Below are 20,067 nucleotides of genomic sequence, written 5' to 3'. Positions count from 1 at the left end.
TAAAATTGCTAAGATGTCAACCTCGCACTTGCAGCCTTGTGAGTGCTCTCTCTTTTTGTGCCATTGGCTCAAAATGTATTAAAAACAAGTCAAATAACGCCGGAATAACCAGAAACGGCACAATTAATTTTCGTATGAAACAGCAAATGAGTAATTTCGTGGATAAAAAGATTTTGTATGCTCATAGTATTGGAAGGCTTGGACGGTGCAGGCAAAAGCACTCAGGTGAAACTGCTTAAGAATCATATAACCGAAAGCGGAAGGAGATTGGAATACATCCATTTTCCGCGTTACGAATCTTCCGCATACGGCGAACTGATTGCAAAGTTCCTAAGCGGAGAGTTCGGTTCCAACGAACAGGTTCATCCACAGCTTGTTGCCCTGCTCTTTGCTCTTGACAGGGCGGATGCGGCTTCAACCATAAGAAAATGGCTGGAGGAGGGAAGCTGCGTGCTGCTTGACCGCTATGTGTATTCCAATATAGCATACCAGTGCTCCAAGCTCAAGGATGAGCTCAAGCGTGCGGAACTTATGGACTGGATATTCAGAATGGAGTATGAACTGTATGCCATTCCAAGGCCTGATATCAATCTATTCCTTGACGTGCCAATTGATTTTGTGGAAAGCAGTTTGAAATCGCAGCGCAGCGGGGATGACAGGGATTACCTGCACGGACATGCCGATATTCACGAGGAGAATATTGAGTTTCAGAAAAATGTGCGGAGCATATATCTGGAGCAGTGCCGCCGTGACCCTGATTTCATAAGAATAGACTGCAGTAACGAATACGGGAGGATGGCTTCAACTGATGTGATATTCAACAGAATCAAGGAGCATATCAGATGAAAATCCTTGTCATAGTTTTCAGAATACTCATAGGCTTGATCCTTATCCTTTCATCAACTGTGAAAGGCGTGGACCCTATGGGTACGGTTATAAAGACCGGAGAATGGCTCAAGGCCCTTCACCTGGGATTTCTGGGCTTTGCAAGTTATTTCATTGCCATTGCACTCATTGCTGCGGAATACGTTACCGCTTGCGCAATACTGCTTGGGGTGAAGATGAGATTCTTCTCAAAATTCGCTATTTATCTGATGGGATTCTTCACTCTGGTAACCCTTTACGCAGCCATCTTTGATCCTATGAGCGATTGCGGCTGCTTCGGTGATGCAATTCCTATGTCCAATGTGCAGAGCCTGATCAAGAATATTATCCTGCTCATAGCTGCATTCCATATATTCCTGTTTTACAGATATTCTAATTCTGACAGGTACAGGGAACTCAATGTGAGGTGGCAGAAAATACGCGCGCTCGGAGGAAAACGTACGGAGCTTTCAATAGTCATACTGTATCTGCTTGTCATTCTTATGGTTTCCCTGCGCTCTCTCGTTTCCACGCCGCCTGCCGAATGGGGGCCGTACAGGGCTGGAACAGACCTTTTGTTCGCCAACAATGCGGAGAATGAAAGCAGCCTGTACGAAACGGAACAGACCGATTCCATCCCGTCACAAATGTATCTGTACACTAAAGATGGCATCACCCGGGCTTTTAGTCTTGACAATCTTCCTGACACCACCTGGACTTTCGTTGATATTGCACCTGATAGAACTGGCGGCTTTGTCAAGGACATACTTGAGAGCATAGTCAGGTTCGAGACAAAGGCGCCTCCGGTTCTTCCTTTGAGGAATACGGGCGGTTTCTATGTTTCGTCGGCAATACTTTCCGGAACTTCGGACATAGTGTTTATAAGTATCCCTGAAATCAATGCCATAAGCAGCATCGAGGCCGATTATCTGGTCAGTCTGGCCAATGATATTTATAAAAGAACGCCTTACACCTGTTATATCCTGTGTGCTGCATCCGTTGACCAGATAAGGGACAAGTTCAGGAACAGACTGTTCGGCAAGGTGCTTGTGGGTGATTACAAGACCCTGCTTTCTCTGAACAGGAGCAATGCCGGTGTCAGCGTCCTGCATTCCGGAGTCATAATAGCAAAATCCGGGTCGGTTCTCAGGCCGGCTCCTTTCGGCCTTTCTCACAGGAAACTTCTGCGTATTCTTGCCCGGGACCCTGACGATGTTGAAATACAGTCTTTAAGCAGCTCATCGGCTTTCATTCAGATTTTCTTTGTTGGAACCCTCCTCACAATTTATCTTCTCAGAGTGTTTCTGCGCAGGAAAAAGATAATTGTTTCCGAAGAGGTGGAAGATGAGCAGGCGAAACAGTTTTGAATAATGGAAATGTTTCCGTAACTTTGTTTATAATAATTCTAAATTAACTTTTTATCAATCTTAAATATCAAGCAATGAAAAAGAAATTTATCTGTACTATCTGCGGTTACGTTCATGAAGGAGACGAGGCTCCTGAGAAATGCCCGTTGTGCAAGGCTCCAAAAACTAAGTTCAAGGAGATGGTTGAGACTGAAGGCGCTCTTCAGTTTGCGGACGAGCACGTTATTGGTGTGGCAAAGGGTTGCCCTGAAGAAATTTGGGACGGTCTTCAGAAACATTTCAACGGTGAGTGCACGGAGGTTGGTATGTACCTTGCAATGAGCCGTCAGGCAGATCGCGATGGTTATCCTGAAGTTGCGGAGGCTTTCAAGAGATACGCTTTCGAGGAGGCCGAGCACGCTGCGAAATTCGCTGAGCTTATTGGTGAGGTTGTATGGGATACAAAGACAAACCTTGAGAAGAGAATGGCTGCTGAGGCAGGTGCCTGCGAGGACAAGAAGAGAATAGCTGTTCTTGCAAAGCAGAACAATCTTGATGCAATCCACGATACCGTTCACGAAATGGCAAAGGACGAGGCCCGTCACGGCAAAGGTTTCGAAGGCCTTTACAACAGGTACTTCAAGAAATAATTCTTGCAGAATGAAATGAAAAACGGTCCGGGAACCCCCAGGACCGTTTTTTTTGCTGTTCCAAGTTCGCTTATCTCAAAGGAATCCTGTATCCTAAAGTAATCTGGAAAACGCTGCTCTTGGCATCGTTGACCTCGGCGGTCTTCTTTGTAACCTTTGTAAGGCCCATGGCAAAACGTGCGTCAATCATAAGGTTGCCGAATTCGTATGATATGCCAACAGGTATTGAGCAATTGAATTTCTCAACCATACTCTTGACATCAGTTGTGGTGTTGTCAAGTTTTGCCTCTGCCTTGAGCAGGCAAGCAGGCTGAACGCCTATCTTGAGTGCCAGGCCGTCAAATACATAGAAATTGGCCATAACGGGAATGTTGAGGTAGCTTAGATTCACTTTGGCGTCATATCTGACGAGATCTGTATCTATTTTGTCCTTGGCTCCCTCCATGGAATACATCACGCCTGCTGAAATTCCAAGAATGTCCGTGGCCTGATAAGCCAGTTCGGCTCCACCTGTGAATCCGATTTTTGAGCTGGCACCGGACCCTGTAAGGTTTGCTACCGTAATACCCGCTGCAGGTTTGATTGAAAATACTCCCTGCTCAACCTGCGCAAAAGACTCGAATGCAACAAAAAACATAGCAAGAGATGCTATTAAAAACTTTTTCATATTTGATTTTTATTAATTTTACATTCACAAATGTAAATCTTTTATTAATACCACCTATGAAAAAATTGCTTGGAGTTATCTGTATGGCCGCTCTGGCCCTGACAGTTGCATGCCAGAATCCTGAGAAGGAACTGGAAGAGGAAATCGGCGCATATCTTGCCGAAGTCGAGAACGTTGGCTTGAGCTGCGTTGTAGTAAAGGACAACCAGATTGTTTACAATCACAATTTCGGAGTCAAGGACCTTGAGACTCAGGAGCCTGTTGATGACAATACAATCTTCCGTATTGCCTCAATAAGCAAGTCGTTCACAGGTACATCAATAATGCAGCTCATTGACAAGGGCGTTCTTCATCTCAAAGACAATGTGAGTGATCTCGTTGGTTTCCCTGTAGTCAATCCTAATTTCCCTGAGGACACCATAACACTTGAGATGCTGCTCTCTCACACTTCAAGCATCAATGACCACGAGGGTTACTATACCATTGATGTAATTAATCCTGCTACAAACGGGAACTGCGCAAACTGCTATTCAAACAACCAGCCTGGTTCAACATACAAGTATTGCAACCTCAATCTTAACCTTGCAGGAACAATACTCGAGCGTTACAGCGGAGAACGCTTTGACCAGTATGTTGTGAACCACGTACTCAAACCAATGGGACTTTACGGAGGTTATTGCGTTGACAGCCTTGATTCAAAACGTTTTGCACAACTCTATGAGATTGTTGACACCACGAGCAACGAACTCGTACGTCAGGATGAGGCATACGAGCCTCGCAGCGAGAAGGTTGCAAACTACACAATGGGCCACGATGCACCAATATTTTCCCCAACCGGCGGTATGAAGATTTCGGCCCTTGACCTTGCACGCTATATGATGATGCACATGAATTACGGTATGTATCCGCTAAAGGACAGCATAAGAATCATTCCTGAGGCATTGGCAAAGGATATGCAGGTTCCTAGAAGCTTCTATTCACATAAGGTTGGAGGCCCAGCTCTCACTGATTCGCAATTGGATGAACCGGAAGCTGTAAAGGAAAAGATTGTTACCGAGAATTACTGCATCACACTATGGAGAACCAACAGATTCGATGATGAAGTTGAGATGGTAGGCCACACAGGCGGAGCGTACGGTCTTTGCAGCGCAATGTTCTTCAACCCGGAAGAAAAATATGGTTTTGTTGTAATAAGCAGCGGTTCAAAGGGCAGCAGTGTTCACAATAATGTTGTTAGCATGCTTTACAAGCATTTCATCAAAAAAATCTGATAGAATAATTGAGAAATACAAATTTGTTTTAACTTTGTATTGAAAGGTTTAATTCTAAAAAATAAGGTTTATGAAGAAAGTATTTTTTGCAGCAATTGCAATGATGTTCATTGCATTTGAGTCTTTTGCTCAGACCGAGCAGGGCACATTCACAATCCAGCCTACAGTAGGTACGACATTTGCCAAGACAAACGGTGACGGCGCAAAGGTTAAAGTCGGCTTCATAGCTGGTGCCGAGTTCGCTTATCAGGCAAGTGATTTAATCGGCATTTCTGCAGGTGTGATGTATTCAATGGAAGGTGCAAAAGCAGATGGCGGTGGAAATTTGAAATTGAACTACCTGAACGTTCCTATCCTTGCCAATTTCTATGTAGTTGAAGGCCTTGCACTCAAAACAGGTATTCAGCCTGGCTTCAACCTCAGTGCAAAAGCAGCCGGCGTTGATATCAAAGACTATATCAAGAGCACCAATTTCTCAATTCCTCTGGGCATTTCATACGAGATTGGCGAATTCATAATTGACGCCCGTTACAACCTTGGCGTTACTGAGTTGTCTGATCTGGGTGATGCCAAAGGACGCGTATTCCAGTTTACAGTAGGCTACAAGATTCCTCTCACCAGATAGGACTACAATCCTGTATAGGTGAAGGGGGTGATTGCCAGCAATTCCTCCTTCACTGATGCAGATACATTGAGAGAAGCAATGAAGGAGGCCATGTCGCTCTGCGATATGGCTTTTTTGCCTCTGGTAAGGGCCTTCAGCACTTCGTACGGCTCGGGATACCCAATGCGGCGCAGGACTGTCTGTATGCCTTCTGAAACTATCGCCCAGTTGGCGTTGAGATCTTCGTTGAGCTTCTCCTCGTTTATTATAAGCTTGCCAAGGCCTTTGAGAACTGAGTTGATGGCAATGAGCGAGTGGCCGAAAGGCACGCCAACGTTCCTGAGCACGGTTGAATCGGTAAGGTCACGCTGAAGTCTTGATATCGGCAGTTTTGAAGCCAGAAAGCCGAATACTGCGTTCGCAATTCCGGCGTTCCCCTCTGCATTCTCGAAATCAATGGGATTCACCTTCTGGGGCATTGCGGAAGAACCCACTTCAGTTGCAACAACCCTCTGGCGGAAATATTCCATTGAAATGTATGTCCAGCAATCGCGGCATAGGTCAATGAGTATTGTATTGATTCTCTTTACGTTGTCAAACAAGGCAGCGAGATTGTCGTAATGCTCTATCTGTGTGGTTGGCCAGGAGCGCCTGAGCCCCAGCGATGCAATGAATTCGTTCGCGAACCTGTTCCAGTCAACGTTTGGATATGCGCATTTATGAGCGTTCATGTTCCCCACGGCACCTCCGAACTTTGCGCAGAAAGGAACGGTTTCAAGCTGTCTGAGCTGCTCCTTGAGCCTTGTGCTGAACACCTGCAGCTCCTTTCCCACTCTTGTGGGAACCGCCGCCTGCCCGTGAGTATGGGCCAGCATTGGTATCTGCGCCCACTCGGCCGATAGTTCATCAATCCTTTCCACCAGCCTGTTTATCCGCACGCTGTATACTTCCTCCATCATCTCCTTGAGAGCTAATGGAATGGCAGTGTTGTTGATATCCTGTGAAGTGAGTCCGAAATGTATGAATTCCTTGTACTGCTCCAGACCGAGTTCATTGAATTTGCCTTTGATGAAGTATTCAACGGCCTTGACATCGTGGTTGGTGCGCTTTTCTATGTCCTTTATGGCAATGGCATTCGCAGGCGTGAAGTTCCTGTAGATATCCCTGAGTTTTTCAGCGCTATCGCCTGGTTGGATGATATTCCATGCGGAGAGCGCTATGAAATACTCTATTTCAATGCGGACTCTGTACTTGATAAGTGCGTATTCGGAAAAATAGTTGCGCAAGCCGGCGGTCTGGCTTGCGTACCGGCCATCAAGTGGCGAAAGCGCTGTTAGAGCAATCTCTCTTTCCTCCATCTCATTCTGCTTTTTCCGGTTCAACAATGAAAACTTCCTCATCCGGAGCGTGGAAATAGTATCGTTCGCGGGCGAATTTTTCAAGAGAGTCAGAGTTAGACCTCAACTGCACCAGCCTTTCCTCAATGCCTTGGATGGATTCGTGATAATAATCAATCTGCTTTTTCTGCTCCGACACCTTGTGCAGGTCATTGATCCAGTCTCCGATGGTGTTTGGAGACAGAACGGTAAGCCATAATACAAAGAAAACGCTGGCCAGGAAGAACTTGTTGCTTATTACCTTGAAAAAGATACTGTTGCGTATGTATTCACGTATTCTGTTGAGAACCATAACATATAAATTGGAAGAACAAAGGTAGAAACATTTGCCGTTAATTGCTATATTTGTGGAGTATTAAATAAATTATTTGACACTATGAAACCAGCTTTGTTGATTTTGGCGGCCGGGATAGGCAGCAGATATGGAGGACTCAAACAGATGGACCAGCTTGGCCCGAATGGTGAGACAATTATGGACTATTCAGTTTATGATGCGGTACAGGCCGGATTCGGAAAGGTGGTTTTCGTAATAAGGAAATCCTTTGCTCAGCAGTTCAAGGATATGGTAATTCCTAAATACAGCAAGCTTGTTGAACTCGAGTTTGTTGAGCAGGAACTGGACAAGCTTCCTGAAGGTTTCACGCTCAATCCTGAAAGAGTGAAGCCTTGGGGCACAGGGCACGCAATGCTTATGGCAAAGGATGCAATTGATACTCCGTTTGCCGTTATCAATGCCGATGACTTCTACGGCAGGGATGCGTTCCGCGTGCTTGCGGAATTCTTCAAGGGTATTGACAACAATTCCTGGAATTTCTCAATGGCTGGTTTCAGTCTTGGCAAGACACTCTCGGAAAGCGGCGGCGTATCTAGAGGAATTTGTACAACCGATGATGGTGGTTTCCTTACCAGTGTAGTGGAGCATCATAATATCAAGAGTGAGAACGGAGGCGTATGGAGCGATACCCAGGATGGCTCTTCACGCAAGAAAGTTGATGAAAACGCATATTGTTCAATGAATTTCTGGGGTTTCACACCGCAAATTTTCAAATACTCGGAAGATATGTTCAAGGAATTTCTTGAGCAGAACATAAACGAGCCTAAAAAAGAGTTCTATATCCCATTCATTGCCAACAGGCTCATTGAAACCGGCAAGGCAAGCGTGAAGGTGCTTCCTACATCCGCACAGTGGTTCGGAGTTACATTCAAGGAGGACAGACCTCTTGTGGTTGAGCGCTTTGCCGCACTGGCCAAGGATGGAATCTATCCAAGTCCACTTTTCAAGTAAATTCAGATATGAACGTTTTCAGTTATTACAAACCAAAAGTTGGCGGAGCATTTCTGCTGGCTGCAATTACAATGGCCGGGCAGTTGCTCGGAGCGCTTGCCTGGGTTATTCAGCTTGCCATAGAAAGCCTTATAAGAGGTGAAAAATTCACATATTCAACCGATTCCATGAACATGCTGCTCGTGTATACGCTTTCTTTCATTCCAGTAGCTTTCTTTATCTGGAGAAGAAGCGTAACTTTCAAGGAGCGCGGGGAGGCACCCGTGCCTTTGAATGCGCCGAAGTTCGGCAGGTTAAATTCTTTTGCAGCCATTGCGCTGGTTGCAGTTCTTACATTCTGCCTCATAATACTTATTGACCCTATTGAGAGAGTGATGCCTGAATCGGAGGTTCTGAAGCAGATTTTCAATATGATAAGGCGGCATCCGGTGAATACGGCTCTTTCGGTCTGCATTGCTGCACCCGTACTTGAGGAAATAGTATGCCGTGGATACATTATGCGCGGTATGCTTCAATACATGAAACCATGGCAGGCAATAGTTATTAGCGCCTTCCTTTTTGCTGCAATTCACGGAAACCTTGCCCAAGGTCTTACAGCCTTCATTCTTGGCATTCTTCTGGGCTGGGTGTATTACAGAACAGGCTCGCTGCTCATGTCAATTATGATACATTTCATTGTAAATACTACAAGCACGGTTATTGCCCTGATTCCTTCAGTCTCTGAAGATGCAAGCATACAAAGCCTTTTGTTCGGTGCTCAGCCTGCATGGTGCTATTATCTGTTCATGACCTTTGTGGCAGTTCTGGCCGTGGCAATAATAATGACTCTGCACAGGAAGCTCCCTTCTTCAACCAGCCTGAAACCGCTTGATTGCGGCAGTCACTTCATCTGAAAAACTTTGCCTTTCCGGGGCAAAGCTTTTTCATATTCCAGTGCCTGCCGACTCATCTGGCCACGTTTTCTCTTTATACCAGCAATTTTCAGTTCAATGCTGGGCAAAAATGCCTTTTTTGCACATTCTGCAACCATTTTCAGTCCTCCGATGTGCAAAAACGTTTTATTTGCACATTTGATAGCCGTAATGCACCGCTCCTCGACGCTTCTGCCACAATGCTTTGCCAATCAGCAACTCCGCTCAGTACAGGATTTCGCCTTTTCCTGTACGGAATGTCTGATTTCACTCATGCCGTACAGGACTATACCTTTTTCTGTACGAAACAGCTGATTCTGCCTGTTCCTCTCAGATTTCTTGAGTCGTTTCTCACCAAACGGCCGAGAACTGGTCATTTTTTCGGCCAAATGACAAAAATTTCAGTGTTTCGCCGAAAAATCGCAGATATTTTGGCCAATTGGCTGAGATCGTCCGGAAAAGTGCCTGTTTTTTTACGGCAATGTTAAACATTCTCCGGTGCGTCTTGCGCAAGGCTTGAAAGAGGGCGAACAAAAGCAACTTTGGAGTTATTAATCTTCATCGAGGTCATCAAAATCCATGTCCAAGTCGAAGCCTGGCATTGACAGGCCGTCCATGAGGGAATCTATCTCGCGGCGTTCACGCTTTGTTGGACGTCCGGTACCTCGTTCACGGCTCATGAATATGGTTTCACGTGGAGCAACAAGCTTGTCCAGCTCGCTCTGAGGAGTTACGTCAAGCACGAAGTTAGCAACAAGAGGAGCACCCACCCTGCGGTCCGTAAGCCCGGTCACCTGATATTTGAAACGGACAGCGCCCTTGCGCACCTCAATGGTATCTCCGATTTTTATATCCTTTGATGACTTGACCTGAGTGCCGTTCACATACACTTTTCCGCTTTTGCAGGCCTCACCGGCATCACCTCTGGTTTTGAAGACTCTTATAGACCACAAGAATTTATCTATGCGTACCTGTTCCATATCTATTCGTTATCGTCACACTCAAGATCAATAGGTGGAATGTATATTTCCAGAACCGAAGCATTTTCTTCTCCCGACTGCTTTGCCGTGGCAAGAGTGTAATCGTCTATGACTTCAGGCACGAGCAGCAACTGATTCTCTGAAATAGCATAATCAACTCCATTGCAATTCAGATTCGCGGTTCCGCTTATACCTAAATATGCAATGAAACTCCCGGCAATTGCAGGAAGTACCTTTATCTCTTGATCCAGAACCGCATATTTGGCAACAATATGCAATGGCCAGCTGAACATCTTCATCTTCTCCCTTGAAACGGAGGCATAGCTCTCCACCAGAGAAGACGGCTTGTAATCAATTATGTCAATGGCTTCGTAAAGTTCCGTGTCGTATGCATAGGATTCTTCTGCAATGGCAGCTTTCTTCTTGTCCGCATCAAGTTCGTACAGATGGTAGCTGCACTTGTGAGCGTCACAGATCTCAACAAAATCAATGTCACCGCCTATTGCATGAACGGTTCCCGGCGGTATGAGAATGAAATCTCCTGCCTGGGGCCTTATTACCTGCAAACAGTTCTCAAGAACGCCCTTGTGACAGTATTCAAAAAATTCGCTGGCGTTCATCTCCTGCCTGAATCCGAAAACTATCTTGGCAAAAGGCGAGGCTGACTTCACATACCAGATCTTCACGTTTCCCGGGATGCCGAAACGTTCCAAAGAAGTTCCATCATCGGGACATACCATCAGCGGTGTAAAATCAATGATATGATTATGGCTGATGCTCAGAGGGAATTCACCACGGAAGTATTTGAATACTTCCAGCCCGAGGGCATCGGTCATATAGGTGTCAATCACGTCCTCAATGTTGTTGCCGGCCAGAAAACCATTGGCAACCTGACTCTGGGAATCCAGCACATCACCATCTATGAGTAAAGGGTACAGTTTCTTGCTTTGTTCCATATGTAACTGAACTGATTTGTGCAGCAGGTTCAATCCTGTCCTGCAAAAAAAGCGGCCTTGCAGCCGCTTTTCTTTTATCTGGGGTAATGTGATTACTCGAGGAGTTTCTTTCGTGCAAGCTCAATCTCACCCTTGAGCTCAACGAGCTGGTTCATAAGCTGCTCAACATTGATAGCGTTGAGAACGTAAAGTGGCTCGAGAACCTCGTTCAAACTCTCCATTTCAGGATGGTAAGGAATCAAAGCCTTGATACCTTCCTGTACGAGGATGAAACGGTATGTAACGTCACTTGCTGTCTTGTCATCAAATGCAGGGAGGAAAAGATCCATCTTCTGTGTCATGATGTAAACCTGCTCAACTGCGCTGGCTGCAATGATCTCCCAGAAGAAGTTTGTTCTGCCTGCCTCTACCTCTGCATCGTAGAATGCCATAACATCAATGCTGTTGAAAGTGTCCTCGCCAAGAGCCTTGAATGCAGGATCGTTGATGTCTGTATCAAGCTTTGTGAGAGCTGCCTTGTACTCGTCAACAGGCATGTCATAAAGCTGAGCTGTTGTGTAATCAACAGAAAGCATACCAACTGCGCGGTATTTCTGTGTGAGGTTAACAAGGTTGTCAGCTACGTTAGGAGCAAGAAGGAACTCAGGTTTGAGCATCTTCTGCTTTGGAGTGAGCTCGAACTTTGTTACGCTGTCCTCGCGGAAAATATTGATTCCAGGGAAATGTTTGAGGTTCTGTAGAGACTCTGCAAGTCCCTGTACCTGAATCTTGAGGTCCTCTGTAAGATACTGCTCCTGAAGTGAAACTTCCTGTGAGTTCTCTTCGGAGTTCTGAGCATTTTTGCAGGATGTCATAACTACCATGGCAGCTGCAAGAAGCAATAAAGCAAATTTCTTCATATTGATATTTTATTTTAATAATTATTCAATTAATCGGTCAAAGGTAACTCTTTTATATTAAAACTGCAATATCTTGATTTCAATTTCTCTCTTTTCTCAGATATCTGCCAGGAAAATCGTGCAGAAGAGCGGTTGCGCATATCACACACATAATGAGTATCACGCACATGTTGAACCATAGGGTAGGGATTCTTGTGTTGCCCAGGATCTTCACTCCGCTGTAGAACGGAGCCCTTCCGTTATGGCTCCTTGGCTCGAGGAATATGTAACCGGCCTTTGGAATTATGTATCCGTCAACAACTTTGTGGGTCTTGTCGGTATCCCTGTTGAGCACCATATCTTCCAGGGTTATATTGTATTCGTCAACTTTTCTCTGCTTGTAGACATCTGCACCTACCTCCTTCATGAACTGTGTAACCTGCTTGTCAAGCCTGAGGGTTGTCTTGTTGCCCCAGTTCTGGAGATATTTCTCGGCTTCATCCAGCCAGGCTTCCAGTTCCGGGTAGGTCTTTTCCGTGTATTTGCCCCGGGCAAGCTGGTCCATGCCGCTGTACAGAGGCATTTTGCATATCTTAGCCAGGTGAGGCAGTTCGTTGTTCAGGGTAAGGAAGTCAATGTCATTGTATTTCTTGTTGTTCAGCCTGCTGTCCTCGAGTTTCTCAAGCCTTGAGCGCAATTCGTAGAGGAAGGCCTTGTTGTAGTATGTGGCGGTGTAGCGCTCGCAGTCCTGGTCGAATATGTTCCTCTCATAATCGTTGAGTGAGAACGATGCGGTTGCGAGTGCCTCGTAAGACCATCTTGAAGGAATTACTTCACCTATCAACGGTACATTGCCTGTGTTGCTGTTAGGGTTGAGGTCCTCGAACTTGACAACCAGACCGCAGAGGAGAATCTGCGGTATGAGCAGCATAGGAATGGTGATGTATATGGCTACTATGGAGTTAAGGCACTGCGATAGCAGAAGTCCCGTGAGGCCCGCCAGGAACGCTGATGCAAAGAGTATCATCCACCATACGAAGAAGAGTGAGTGGATTCCCATGATAAGGTTTCCTACAACGATGAAAAGTCCTGTCTGGATGAAACAAACCATCGCCATGTAGAGTATCTTGGACCAGATGTAGCTGCTGTAGCTCAGGCGGAGGAACTTCTCTCTCTTCAGAAGGGCTCTGTCCTTGAAGATTTCCTCGGCGCTGCCGCTCATTCCTATGAAGATGGCCACTATCACCGCCATGAACATGTAGGATACCAGATTCTTGTTCTCCATTACGGAATAGGTTCCGCTGTCGGGGGTGAAGTGGGTGAGCAGGGCAACTATGAGCGCAAGGAGAGGGGCTTCCAGCAGGGTTATTGCCATGTACTGTGCGTTGGTTATCTTTGAGACTATGTTCCTGCGGAAGAAGATTCCAAGCTGCTTGAATACGTTCGGCTTCTTCTGGTCGGTCACCGGAACGCTGTCAACAGCGGGCTCGCTGAATTTCTCGCGTGAGTTGAGGTACATCTCGTGCCATTCCTCAGGCGCAACCTTCCTCTTGTCAATAGTGGCTCCGGAACCGTCGAGGGCTTTCTCATCAATGATGTTGAGCACAACTTCAGGGTTAACATTGCCGCAGGTGGGGCAGGTGGCAACATCGGCATCTGCATAATGGGCCGCTTCCTTGAAATATGAGATGGCGTCTATAGGGTTGCCGTCGAAAACAGGGTACCCTCCCTTGTCCAGCAGCCACAGACGGTCAAAGAACTTGTAAACGTCCGAAGATGGCTGGTGAATGTTCATTACAACCAGCTTGCCCTTGCAGGTCTGCTCCTTGAGCAGGTTCACAACGTTTTCCGTGTCGGTTGATGACAGGCCGGATGTAGGTTCGTCAAGGAAAAGGATTGCAGGTTCACGGATGAGTTCCAGCGCAATGTTCAGGCGCTTCCTCTGTCCGCCGGAAATGTATTTGTTGATTGCCGAACCAACCTTGAGGTCCTTGGCGGCTGCAAGACCGAGCTGAGTAAGGATTGAGAGAACCTTCTGGTTTATCTGCTCCTCAGGCATCTTGTCAAAGCAGAGCTTTGCTGTATAGTAGAGATTCTGGTAAACGGTAAGTTCCTCAATCAGAAGGTCATCCTGAGGAACGAATCCTATCAGGGCCTTTGCCTCGGGTTCGCTTATTGAATGCCCGTTAATTGTTATGCTTCCTTCCTGAGGAGTGTTGCTGCCGTTGAGCAGTGAAAGAAGTGTTGACTTTCCTGTGCCGCTGCCTCCCATTATGGCAACAAGCTGCCCTGATTTCAGGTTGAACGAGAAGTTGTGCAGACCGTTGCTGCCGCCCGGAGTGAAACGGAAGTTTATGTCACGTCCGCACATCTGAACGTCCTTTTCAGCCTGCCACTGCTGATAGGCTGCGGAAATTGTGGTGTAGTATACAGGACGGCCCTTAGGCAGTTTCACCACGCCGCTCTGCTGCCATATCTGGAAGATGCCGCTGAGAACAGGAACATCGTTGTAAAGAACAATCTCATTGCCTGAATAAGTGAAGATCATTTTGTTGAATTCACTTATATACAGGGTCTTGATGTATCCGTCAACGTGCTCGTAGCTGAATTTTTTCACCTTGACGCCTTCCTTTTCGTTCACGAAATCCTCAAAGTCCGCAAAAAGGGTGCTGTTAACGTCAAAGGCCTTGGCAACCTTTGAGAAGATAGGGTCCTTTGAATTGAATGCTGCAGAATCGGAAGCCTGGGCGTACTGGCTGAACTCCATGAAACGCAGAAGCATAAGTGCCTGCTCCTGCTGGCTTATGCTGCCCTTGAGGTTGGAACAGGTGTTTTCAACTATGGCTTCCTTGTCAAGTGTTTCAGACTCATCATAAAAGTTCCTCAAGTCTTCATACAACTGGAGATAGGATTCCTTGTCTCGTACTCCGAAATGTCTGGAAAGGTAGTTTTCCAGCAGTTTGCCGGAAACTTCCTGATTCGTTTTGTTCCTTGAACTGAACAGGGCAAAGAGGTTGATCAGGCCTGAAAGGATAATGTCATTCATATATTGTCATTGTTTTTTTCAGTATTGGTTTTCTGCTTGAAAATCTTGTAACCTGTGGCTGCAACTGTCACGGATACCACAGGAGACAGTATATTGAATATGCAGTACGGCAGGTAATCCAGCGTAGGCACCTTGAGCACGGTTGACTGGGTCATACCGCAGGAGTTCCATGGAATGAGGACCGAAGTGATAGTTGCCGAATCTTCAACGGAGCGGCTCAGAAGCCTTGCTTCGAATCCATTGTCCTTGTAAAGTTTCTTGAACAGGCTGCTGCTGAGTATGATTGAAAGGAACTGGTCACCAGTTATCATGTTTGAGAAGATGCCGGTTGAAACCGTGGCCCCAACCGTTGCCGTGCGTCCTGATATCTTCTTTGTAAGTGCGTTGGTTATGCTGGCAATCATGCCGCTTCCTGCCATGACTCCACCGAAGCTTGCGGCGCAGATAATGAGGAAAATGGTGCTGAGCATACCGTTCATGCCGTGGGTCTGCACAAGCGAGTTCAGGACTTCATTGCCGGTGCTTACTGAAGTGTTGCCGTAGAAAATTATGAGAATTCCTCTGAAGTAATCTGCCGTGCAAGCCGTGCCTTCCGCTCCGCCTATGCCTGCAACTAGCTGCGGCTGGGCTATCAGTGCGGCAATGCCCGCTGCCAGCGCTGAAATGAAAAGAATCAGCAGGGCCGGAGCTCTTTTGATTATCAGAACAAGTGACAGTGCTGGAACAAGCAGCAACCAGGGAGAAATATTGAACGAATTCTGCAGGGCTGTTGAGAATTCCTCGCTGGTGGCAATGCTGTGATTGTCATGCGTAAGGCTTGCAATCAGGAAAACGATGCATGCTATGCTCATAGAAGGTACCGTTGTAATGAGCATGTATCTTATATGTTCGAACAGAGGCACTTCGTTTGTAGATGAAGCAAGGACAGTGGTATCTGAAAGTGGTGATATCTTGTCACCGAAGTATGCTCCTGAAATGATGGCGCCGGCTGTCCATCCGGTTGAGTAACCAAGTGCCATTCCAATTCCAATCAGAGCAACGCCGATAGTGGCAATGGTGCTCCAGGAGCTGCCTGTCATAACAGCTACCAGTGCGCATATCAGGCATACTGCAAACAGGAATATAGCCGGAGAAATGACCTTCAGACCATAGTATATCAAGGTTGGAACAATGCCGCTTATCATCCAGCTGCCGGCAATGGCGCCAATGAGCAGAAGAATGATTATTGCGGAACCTATTGTCTTTATGTTTGTGCTGATGGCGCTTTCAAGTCTGGTGAAAGGAATCTTGTAGAACACCATGGCAATGGTTGCGGCCAGACTCGCTGAGAAAAGGAGCGCAACCTGTGATGCTCCAGCCAGTGAATCCGCCCCGAAACATCTGACTATGAAGGTAAGTGTAACTGCGAGCACAACAAAAGGTATGAGGCAGACAAGCGGATGCGGAATTCTTTCAGGCGCATCTGTGCTGCTTTCAACCTTCTTGCCGATATGTTTCCAAGATTTGAAACCTGTCATATTCTAGAACCTGATGGCCCCGTTCCTGTAAGCCTGTACAAGCTGGCGCAGATCATCCACTCTCATTGCCAATTCCTTACCCTTGTCGGTATCCCGTACGTATATTCTCTTCTCGGCGTTTTCCACAACCTTTGTCATTGACCTGATGTCAACGCCTTTTTCAATAGCGGTCTGCTTTGATACGAAAGGCTCGTGCTGAACCAGTTTCAGGCCATAGCTGTTGAAGGTGAGAGTGTATCCGCCAATGCCTGTTTCCTTCTGGTAAGCCTTTGAGAAACCGCCGTCAATCACCAGAAGCTTCCCTTCCGCCTTGATAGGGTTTTCTCCCTGACCGGCTTTAACAGGTATGTGACCGTTGATTATATGGCCGTGTTCATAATTCTCCACACCGAATTCCTTGAGTATCTTCTCGCAGATATCCTTTCTGTTCTTGAGAGTGTAGTACCATCCCTTAGGTTCTTTCTGAGGTTCCTTGTCCGAAAGCAGGTAGCGTTCGAAGGTTGCCATCCTGCCTTTGTCAAAAGGAGGTGACACAGGGCCGCACCACAGATACCAGAGGAAGTCCTGTCCGTATTTCTGCAAACTTGGTTTGTCGTGGGAGTAGAAGGCTGTACGTACAACCTGGTCTATCTTGTCACAGAGTGCCTTGCCGCTGTACATCCTGCCCATTATTTCCATTTCCTTGAAAGAACCGTCTTCATTCAGAGGTATTGAACCATGGAACAGGAGATTGTCATTCATTACAAGATATAAGGAGCCGCGTGAAAGCAGGCAGTTGATGTGCTTCTCCAGACGAGGTGAAACGGTGAAACTGTGAGTGAGCTTTGTAATCACATCCTTCTCGGCGGCCGTGAGTTCGTATGGAGCCTTGGGATTGATGGTTGGGAAGTTGCTGTCCTTCAGCTTGTAGTCAACGCCGTTTATCTTTATTGTTCCCTTCTCGAAATCAATCAGATGCAGAAGCTTCCTGCTTTCCATCCCGAACTCCTTGCGCCTGTCAACAACTCTGGCCTCCAGCTTCCACTGAATTACTGAAATGGCCTTGTGCATCTGCGATATGAGCCTTGCCTGTGATTCGTCAATGACCTCGTATTCATTGATCTTTGGCCTGAAAACCGTGCAAGGGTCATTTCCGTAAACATTCATTGCAAAGGTTGCAAGCGGAAGAATGTTTATTCCGTAACCGTCTTCGAGCGTGGTAAGGTTCGCATAGCGGAAGCACATTCTCAGAACGTTGGCAACGCAGGCCTTGCTTCCGGCCGCAGCTCCCATCCATACAACGTCGTGGTTGCCCCACTGTATGTCAACGTTGTGATAGTCGCACAGACGGTCCATGATAAGGTGCGCCCCCGGTCCGCGGTCATAAATGTCACCTATCACGTGCAGGCAGTCAATCACAAGACTCTGTATCACATTGCATATTGCCGTTATGAAATGGTCGGCCCTGCCTGTGGATATGATTGTTTCCACAATGGCCATTATATAGTTGTGCTTGTTGGCGTCAACGCTCTTGGATTCGTGCAGAAGTTCCTCTATGATATACGAGTATTCGGCAGGAAGCGCCTTCCTTACCTTTGATCTGGTATATTTCGAGGATGCCTCGGCCAATACCTTTACAAGTCTCATCAGAACCACCTTGTACCACCCCTTGATGTCCCTCTCCCTCTGTTTCATTATCTTGAGCATGGCATCAGGATAGTAGATGAGCGTGCACAGCTCCCTTCTGGCAGATTCCATCAGGTTGTCCCCGAACAGGTCCTCCACCTTCTGCTTTATTACTCCAGATGCATTTCTGAGCACATGCTCCACAGCCTCGTTCTCTCCGTGGAGGTCAGTGATGAAATGCTCGGTTCCCTTCGGCAGGTTCATTATGGCTTCCAGGTTTATTATCTCCGTGCAGGCTGCCTGAACGGTTGGGAAGCTCTTTGAAAGCAATCTGAGGTACTTGATGTCTCTTTTCATACTCTTCTTCTTTTTGGTGGCTGCAGCTCCTTATGAAGGAGGGAGCTATTTGCGCAGCACAATACACTAAACTTACAAATATAACATTTTTTCTCCAAACTTTCTCTTTTCAGCCCACTGCTTTTTCCCACCGGCGATAGTTTGGCATAATTATTGATGAAATGACTTGTAACTTTGATTTTGATTTTTTAAAACTTGATATTTTGGAAAAGAAAGTGAAAGAGTTCAGACAATTGTCCGACGAGCAGCTCGGTGAAGTTACAGGTGGAAAGCTTGAACGTGAGAAGGGAGGAATAAAAATATGCAAAGCCCAGATCAGCCGCAAAGGTGAATGCACGAAATTCGATAAAGATTGCAACTGCCTGCAGTGGGGGAACGCCTGATGACGCCGTTGTTTCTGATGAATCTGACAAAAGAGGCCGCTGATGCGGCCTTTTCTGTCATTGGGACTCTGTCCCAAACCCTGCCGCTTGGCAGGGATTCTATTTGCTTATAATGAAATCGTAAGTGTAGGTTTCATCCGGCTTCTGATTGTTGCGCCAGGTGAAATGGAATGTCCAGGTATAATAGAAATCCCTCCAGAACTGAATGTCACTTTTCAGGACGGAAATGAAGTCGTTCCTGAATTTTTCCACTCCTGATCTGTTGCTTAAAGAATAAGCCGGTACATTGAACAGGTTGATTGAAAAATAATCCTTATATCTCTTCTCTGGACATTCCCTCCTGATTCACTTCAACGCCCCAGATCTGATTGTAATGAGGCAAAGCAGGGAGGTTGTAACCCAAATTGTTGAATTGAGACATCCATCATTTCGATGTCAATTTCCACATTGTCCATGCAGGAATGAGCTTCATCCTCGGGACTGCTAATATCCCATATCCAACTTGTTTGAAGCTCAATGTATTCGTTGTAGTTTTTGGGAACAATGTCGTGTGTGACGTATATTATTCCGATTGGCAGTGTTGCCGTAATGCCTCTGCCTCATTGATTTGCCAATCCGCATCACCGTGCGGTACAGGATTTGCCCGTTTTCTGTACGGAACGCTTGATTTTCCTCGTCCGGTACAGGATTTGCCTGTTTTCTGTACGGAATGTCTGATTTTGCTCGTTCGGTACAGGATTTGCCTGTTTTCTGTACGGGACGCTTGATTTTCCTCGTCCGGTACAGGTGTCTTGCATTTATTGGGGAGCATGGTTATCTTTGTGTTATGATAAAAGCCATTGTTTTTGATATGGGCGGTGTGCTCCTTGATCTGGAGAAGGAGCCTTGTCTGGAAGCGTTCCACAAACTTGGGTATTACAAGATGGAGGAACAGATGGATGCCTGCCATCCTACCGGTCTGGTATCAATCATGGAGCATGGTGACATTACGGCGGAACAATTCTGCGATGCTATTATTCCGGATTGTAATCCGGGAACCACAAGGGAGCAGGTGAAAACTGCGCTTATGGCTTTCTGTACACGCTTCCCTGTTTACAAGATGGAACTGATAAAGGAGTTGCGAGACAAATACAGGGTTTACATTCTCAGCAATACGAATCCAATTGTCAAGGAAGGCGTGTCAAAATGGTTGGCTGAGCAGTCAATGAGTTTCGCTCTATTTCACCCGGTGACTGATTTTTGAGGGCTATTTTGACTGATTTCAACTGAAAAGGCCTTACCTTTGCCATGTTGAACGGCACAAATTATGGATATTGAACAGAGTAAGCTAACGGTCGATCAGATAATAGA

At 46.4% G+C, this 20,067-nt stretch carries 19 protein-coding genes; 9 read left to right on the top strand and 10 right to left on the bottom strand.

Annotated features, from left to right (window positions below):
- Positions 1–177: 177 nt before the first annotated feature.
- From tmk to AC06L3_RS08400, 3 genes are all read left to right on the top strand, one after another.
- Entirely contained in the window at positions 178–846 is a 669-nt protein-coding gene (gene tmk / locus AC06L3_RS08410; protein WP_475670175.1) for a dTMP kinase, read from the top strand.
- Positions 843–2,231 carry a MauE/DoxX family redox-associated membrane protein gene (locus tag AC06L3_RS08405; protein WP_475670174.1) on the top strand — a complete coding sequence of 463 codons (1,389 nt, stop codon included), beginning with the start codon at positions 843–845 and terminating at the stop codon, positions 2,229–2,231. The genes tmk and AC06L3_RS08405 overlap by 4 nt, the downstream gene beginning before the upstream one ends.
- 74 nt (positions 2,232–2,305) lie before the next feature.
- Positions 2,306–2,860 (top strand): NADH peroxidase, encoded by a 555-nt coding sequence (locus tag AC06L3_RS08400; RefSeq protein WP_475670173.1) that lies wholly within the window; start codon positions 2,306–2,308, stop codon positions 2,858–2,860.
- A gap of 70 nt (positions 2,861–2,930) precedes the next feature.
- On the opposite strand, the gene AC06L3_RS08395 is transcribed toward AC06L3_RS08400, so the two are convergent.
- On the bottom strand, positions 2,931–3,527 hold the full coding sequence (locus AC06L3_RS08395) for a porin family protein (RefSeq protein ID WP_475670172.1): 597 nt from the start codon (positions 3,525–3,527) through the stop codon (positions 2,931–2,933).
- A 56-nt stretch (positions 3,528–3,583) separates the two neighbouring features.
- Here AC06L3_RS08395 and AC06L3_RS08390 point away from each other — a divergent pair, with 56 nt between their 5' ends.
- Together AC06L3_RS08390 and AC06L3_RS08385 are read left to right on the top strand one after the other, a co-directional pair.
- Complete coding sequence (locus AC06L3_RS08390; RefSeq protein ID WP_475670171.1) at positions 3,584–4,798, top strand: serine hydrolase domain-containing protein; 1,215 nt, start codon at positions 3,584–3,586, stop codon at positions 4,796–4,798.
- Positions 4,799–4,868: 70 nt separating this feature from the next.
- The gene (locus tag AC06L3_RS08385) at positions 4,869–5,423 is read left to right on the top strand and encodes a porin family protein (protein ID WP_475670170.1); all 555 of its coding nucleotides are present in this window, start codon (positions 4,869–4,871) and stop codon (positions 5,421–5,423) included.
- Between the two features lie 2 nt (positions 5,424–5,425).
- On the opposite strand, the gene purB is transcribed toward AC06L3_RS08385, so the two are convergent.
- Together purB and AC06L3_RS08375 are read right to left on the bottom strand one after the other, a co-directional pair.
- Positions 5,426–6,760 (bottom strand): adenylosuccinate lyase, encoded by a 1,335-nt coding sequence (gene purB / locus AC06L3_RS08380; RefSeq protein ID WP_475670176.1) that lies wholly within the window; start codon positions 6,758–6,760, stop codon positions 5,426–5,428.
- A 1-nt stretch (position 6,761) separates the two neighbouring features.
- Positions 6,762–7,091 carry an FtsB family cell division protein gene (locus AC06L3_RS08375; RefSeq protein WP_475670169.1) on the bottom strand — a complete coding sequence of 110 codons (330 nt, stop codon included), beginning with the start codon at positions 7,089–7,091 and terminating at the stop codon, positions 6,762–6,764.
- Between the two features lie 84 nt (positions 7,092–7,175).
- Between AC06L3_RS08375 and AC06L3_RS08370 the strand changes: the two genes are divergently transcribed.
- Positions 7,176–8,084, top strand: coding sequence for a nucleotidyltransferase family protein (locus AC06L3_RS08370; protein ID WP_475670168.1), 909 nt, complete (start codon positions 7,176–7,178; stop codon positions 8,082–8,084).
- Between the two features lie 8 nt (positions 8,085–8,092).
- On the top strand, positions 8,093–8,977 hold the full coding sequence (locus AC06L3_RS08365) for a lysostaphin resistance A-like protein (RefSeq protein ID WP_475670167.1): 885 nt from the start codon (positions 8,093–8,095) through the stop codon (positions 8,975–8,977).
- Positions 8,978–9,546: 569 nt separating this feature from the next.
- On the opposite strand, the gene AC06L3_RS08360 is transcribed toward AC06L3_RS08365, so the two are convergent.
- The 6 genes from AC06L3_RS08360 to AC06L3_RS08335 all read right to left on the bottom strand — a co-directional run bounded on the left by AC06L3_RS08360 (position 9,547) and on the right by AC06L3_RS08335 (position 18,334).
- Positions 9,547–9,975: an RNA-binding S4 domain-containing protein gene (locus AC06L3_RS08360; protein ID WP_475670166.1), complete on the bottom strand. Its 429-nt coding sequence runs from the start codon at positions 9,973–9,975 to the stop codon at positions 9,547–9,549.
- 2 nt (positions 9,976–9,977) lie between these two features.
- A complete protein-coding gene (locus AC06L3_RS08355) occupies positions 9,978–10,931 on the bottom strand; it encodes a hypothetical protein (RefSeq protein WP_475670165.1) in 954 nt (317 codons plus the stop codon).
- 92 nt (positions 10,932–11,023) lie between these two features.
- The gene (locus AC06L3_RS08350; RefSeq protein ID WP_475670164.1) at positions 11,024–11,830 is read right to left on the bottom strand and encodes a hypothetical protein; all 807 of its coding nucleotides are present in this window, start codon (positions 11,828–11,830) and stop codon (positions 11,024–11,026) included.
- 79 nt (positions 11,831–11,909) lie between these two features.
- Complete coding sequence (locus AC06L3_RS08345) at positions 11,910–14,855, bottom strand: ATP-binding cassette domain-containing protein (protein ID WP_475670163.1); 2,946 nt, start codon at positions 14,853–14,855, stop codon at positions 11,910–11,912.
- Positions 14,852–16,372 carry a Na+/H+ antiporter NhaC family protein gene (locus AC06L3_RS08340; RefSeq protein ID WP_475670162.1) on the bottom strand — a complete coding sequence of 507 codons (1,521 nt, stop codon included), beginning with the start codon at positions 16,370–16,372 and terminating at the stop codon, positions 14,852–14,854. The genes AC06L3_RS08345 and AC06L3_RS08340 overlap by 4 nt, the downstream gene beginning before the upstream one ends.
- 3 nt (positions 16,373–16,375) lie before the next feature.
- Positions 16,376–18,334, bottom strand: a complete 1,959-nt coding sequence (locus AC06L3_RS08335) for a fructose-1,6-bisphosphatase (RefSeq protein ID WP_475670161.1) — start codon at positions 18,332–18,334, stop codon at positions 16,376–16,378.
- Between the two features lie 203 nt (positions 18,335–18,537).
- Here AC06L3_RS08335 and AC06L3_RS08330 point away from each other — a divergent pair, with 203 nt between their 5' ends.
- Positions 18,538–18,717 (top strand): hypothetical protein, encoded by a 180-nt coding sequence (locus tag AC06L3_RS08330; protein ID WP_475670160.1) that lies wholly within the window; start codon positions 18,538–18,540, stop codon positions 18,715–18,717.
- Positions 18,718–18,816: 99 nt separating this feature from the next.
- On the opposite strand, the gene AC06L3_RS08325 is transcribed toward AC06L3_RS08330, so the two are convergent.
- Complete coding sequence (locus tag AC06L3_RS08325; RefSeq protein ID WP_475670159.1) at positions 18,817–18,969, bottom strand: hypothetical protein; 153 nt, start codon at positions 18,967–18,969, stop codon at positions 18,817–18,819.
- Positions 18,970–19,543: 574 nt separating this feature from the next.
- Here AC06L3_RS08325 and AC06L3_RS08320 point away from each other — a divergent pair.
- Positions 19,544–19,960: an HAD family hydrolase gene (locus AC06L3_RS08320; protein WP_475670158.1), complete on the top strand. Its 417-nt coding sequence runs from the start codon at positions 19,544–19,546 to the stop codon at positions 19,958–19,960.
- The last annotated feature ends 107 nt before the right edge of the window (positions 19,961–20,067 follow it).

This window comes from Candidatus Egerieousia sp. (assembly GCF_056211015.1).
This window is presented reverse-complemented; position numbering and strand designations above follow the sequence as displayed.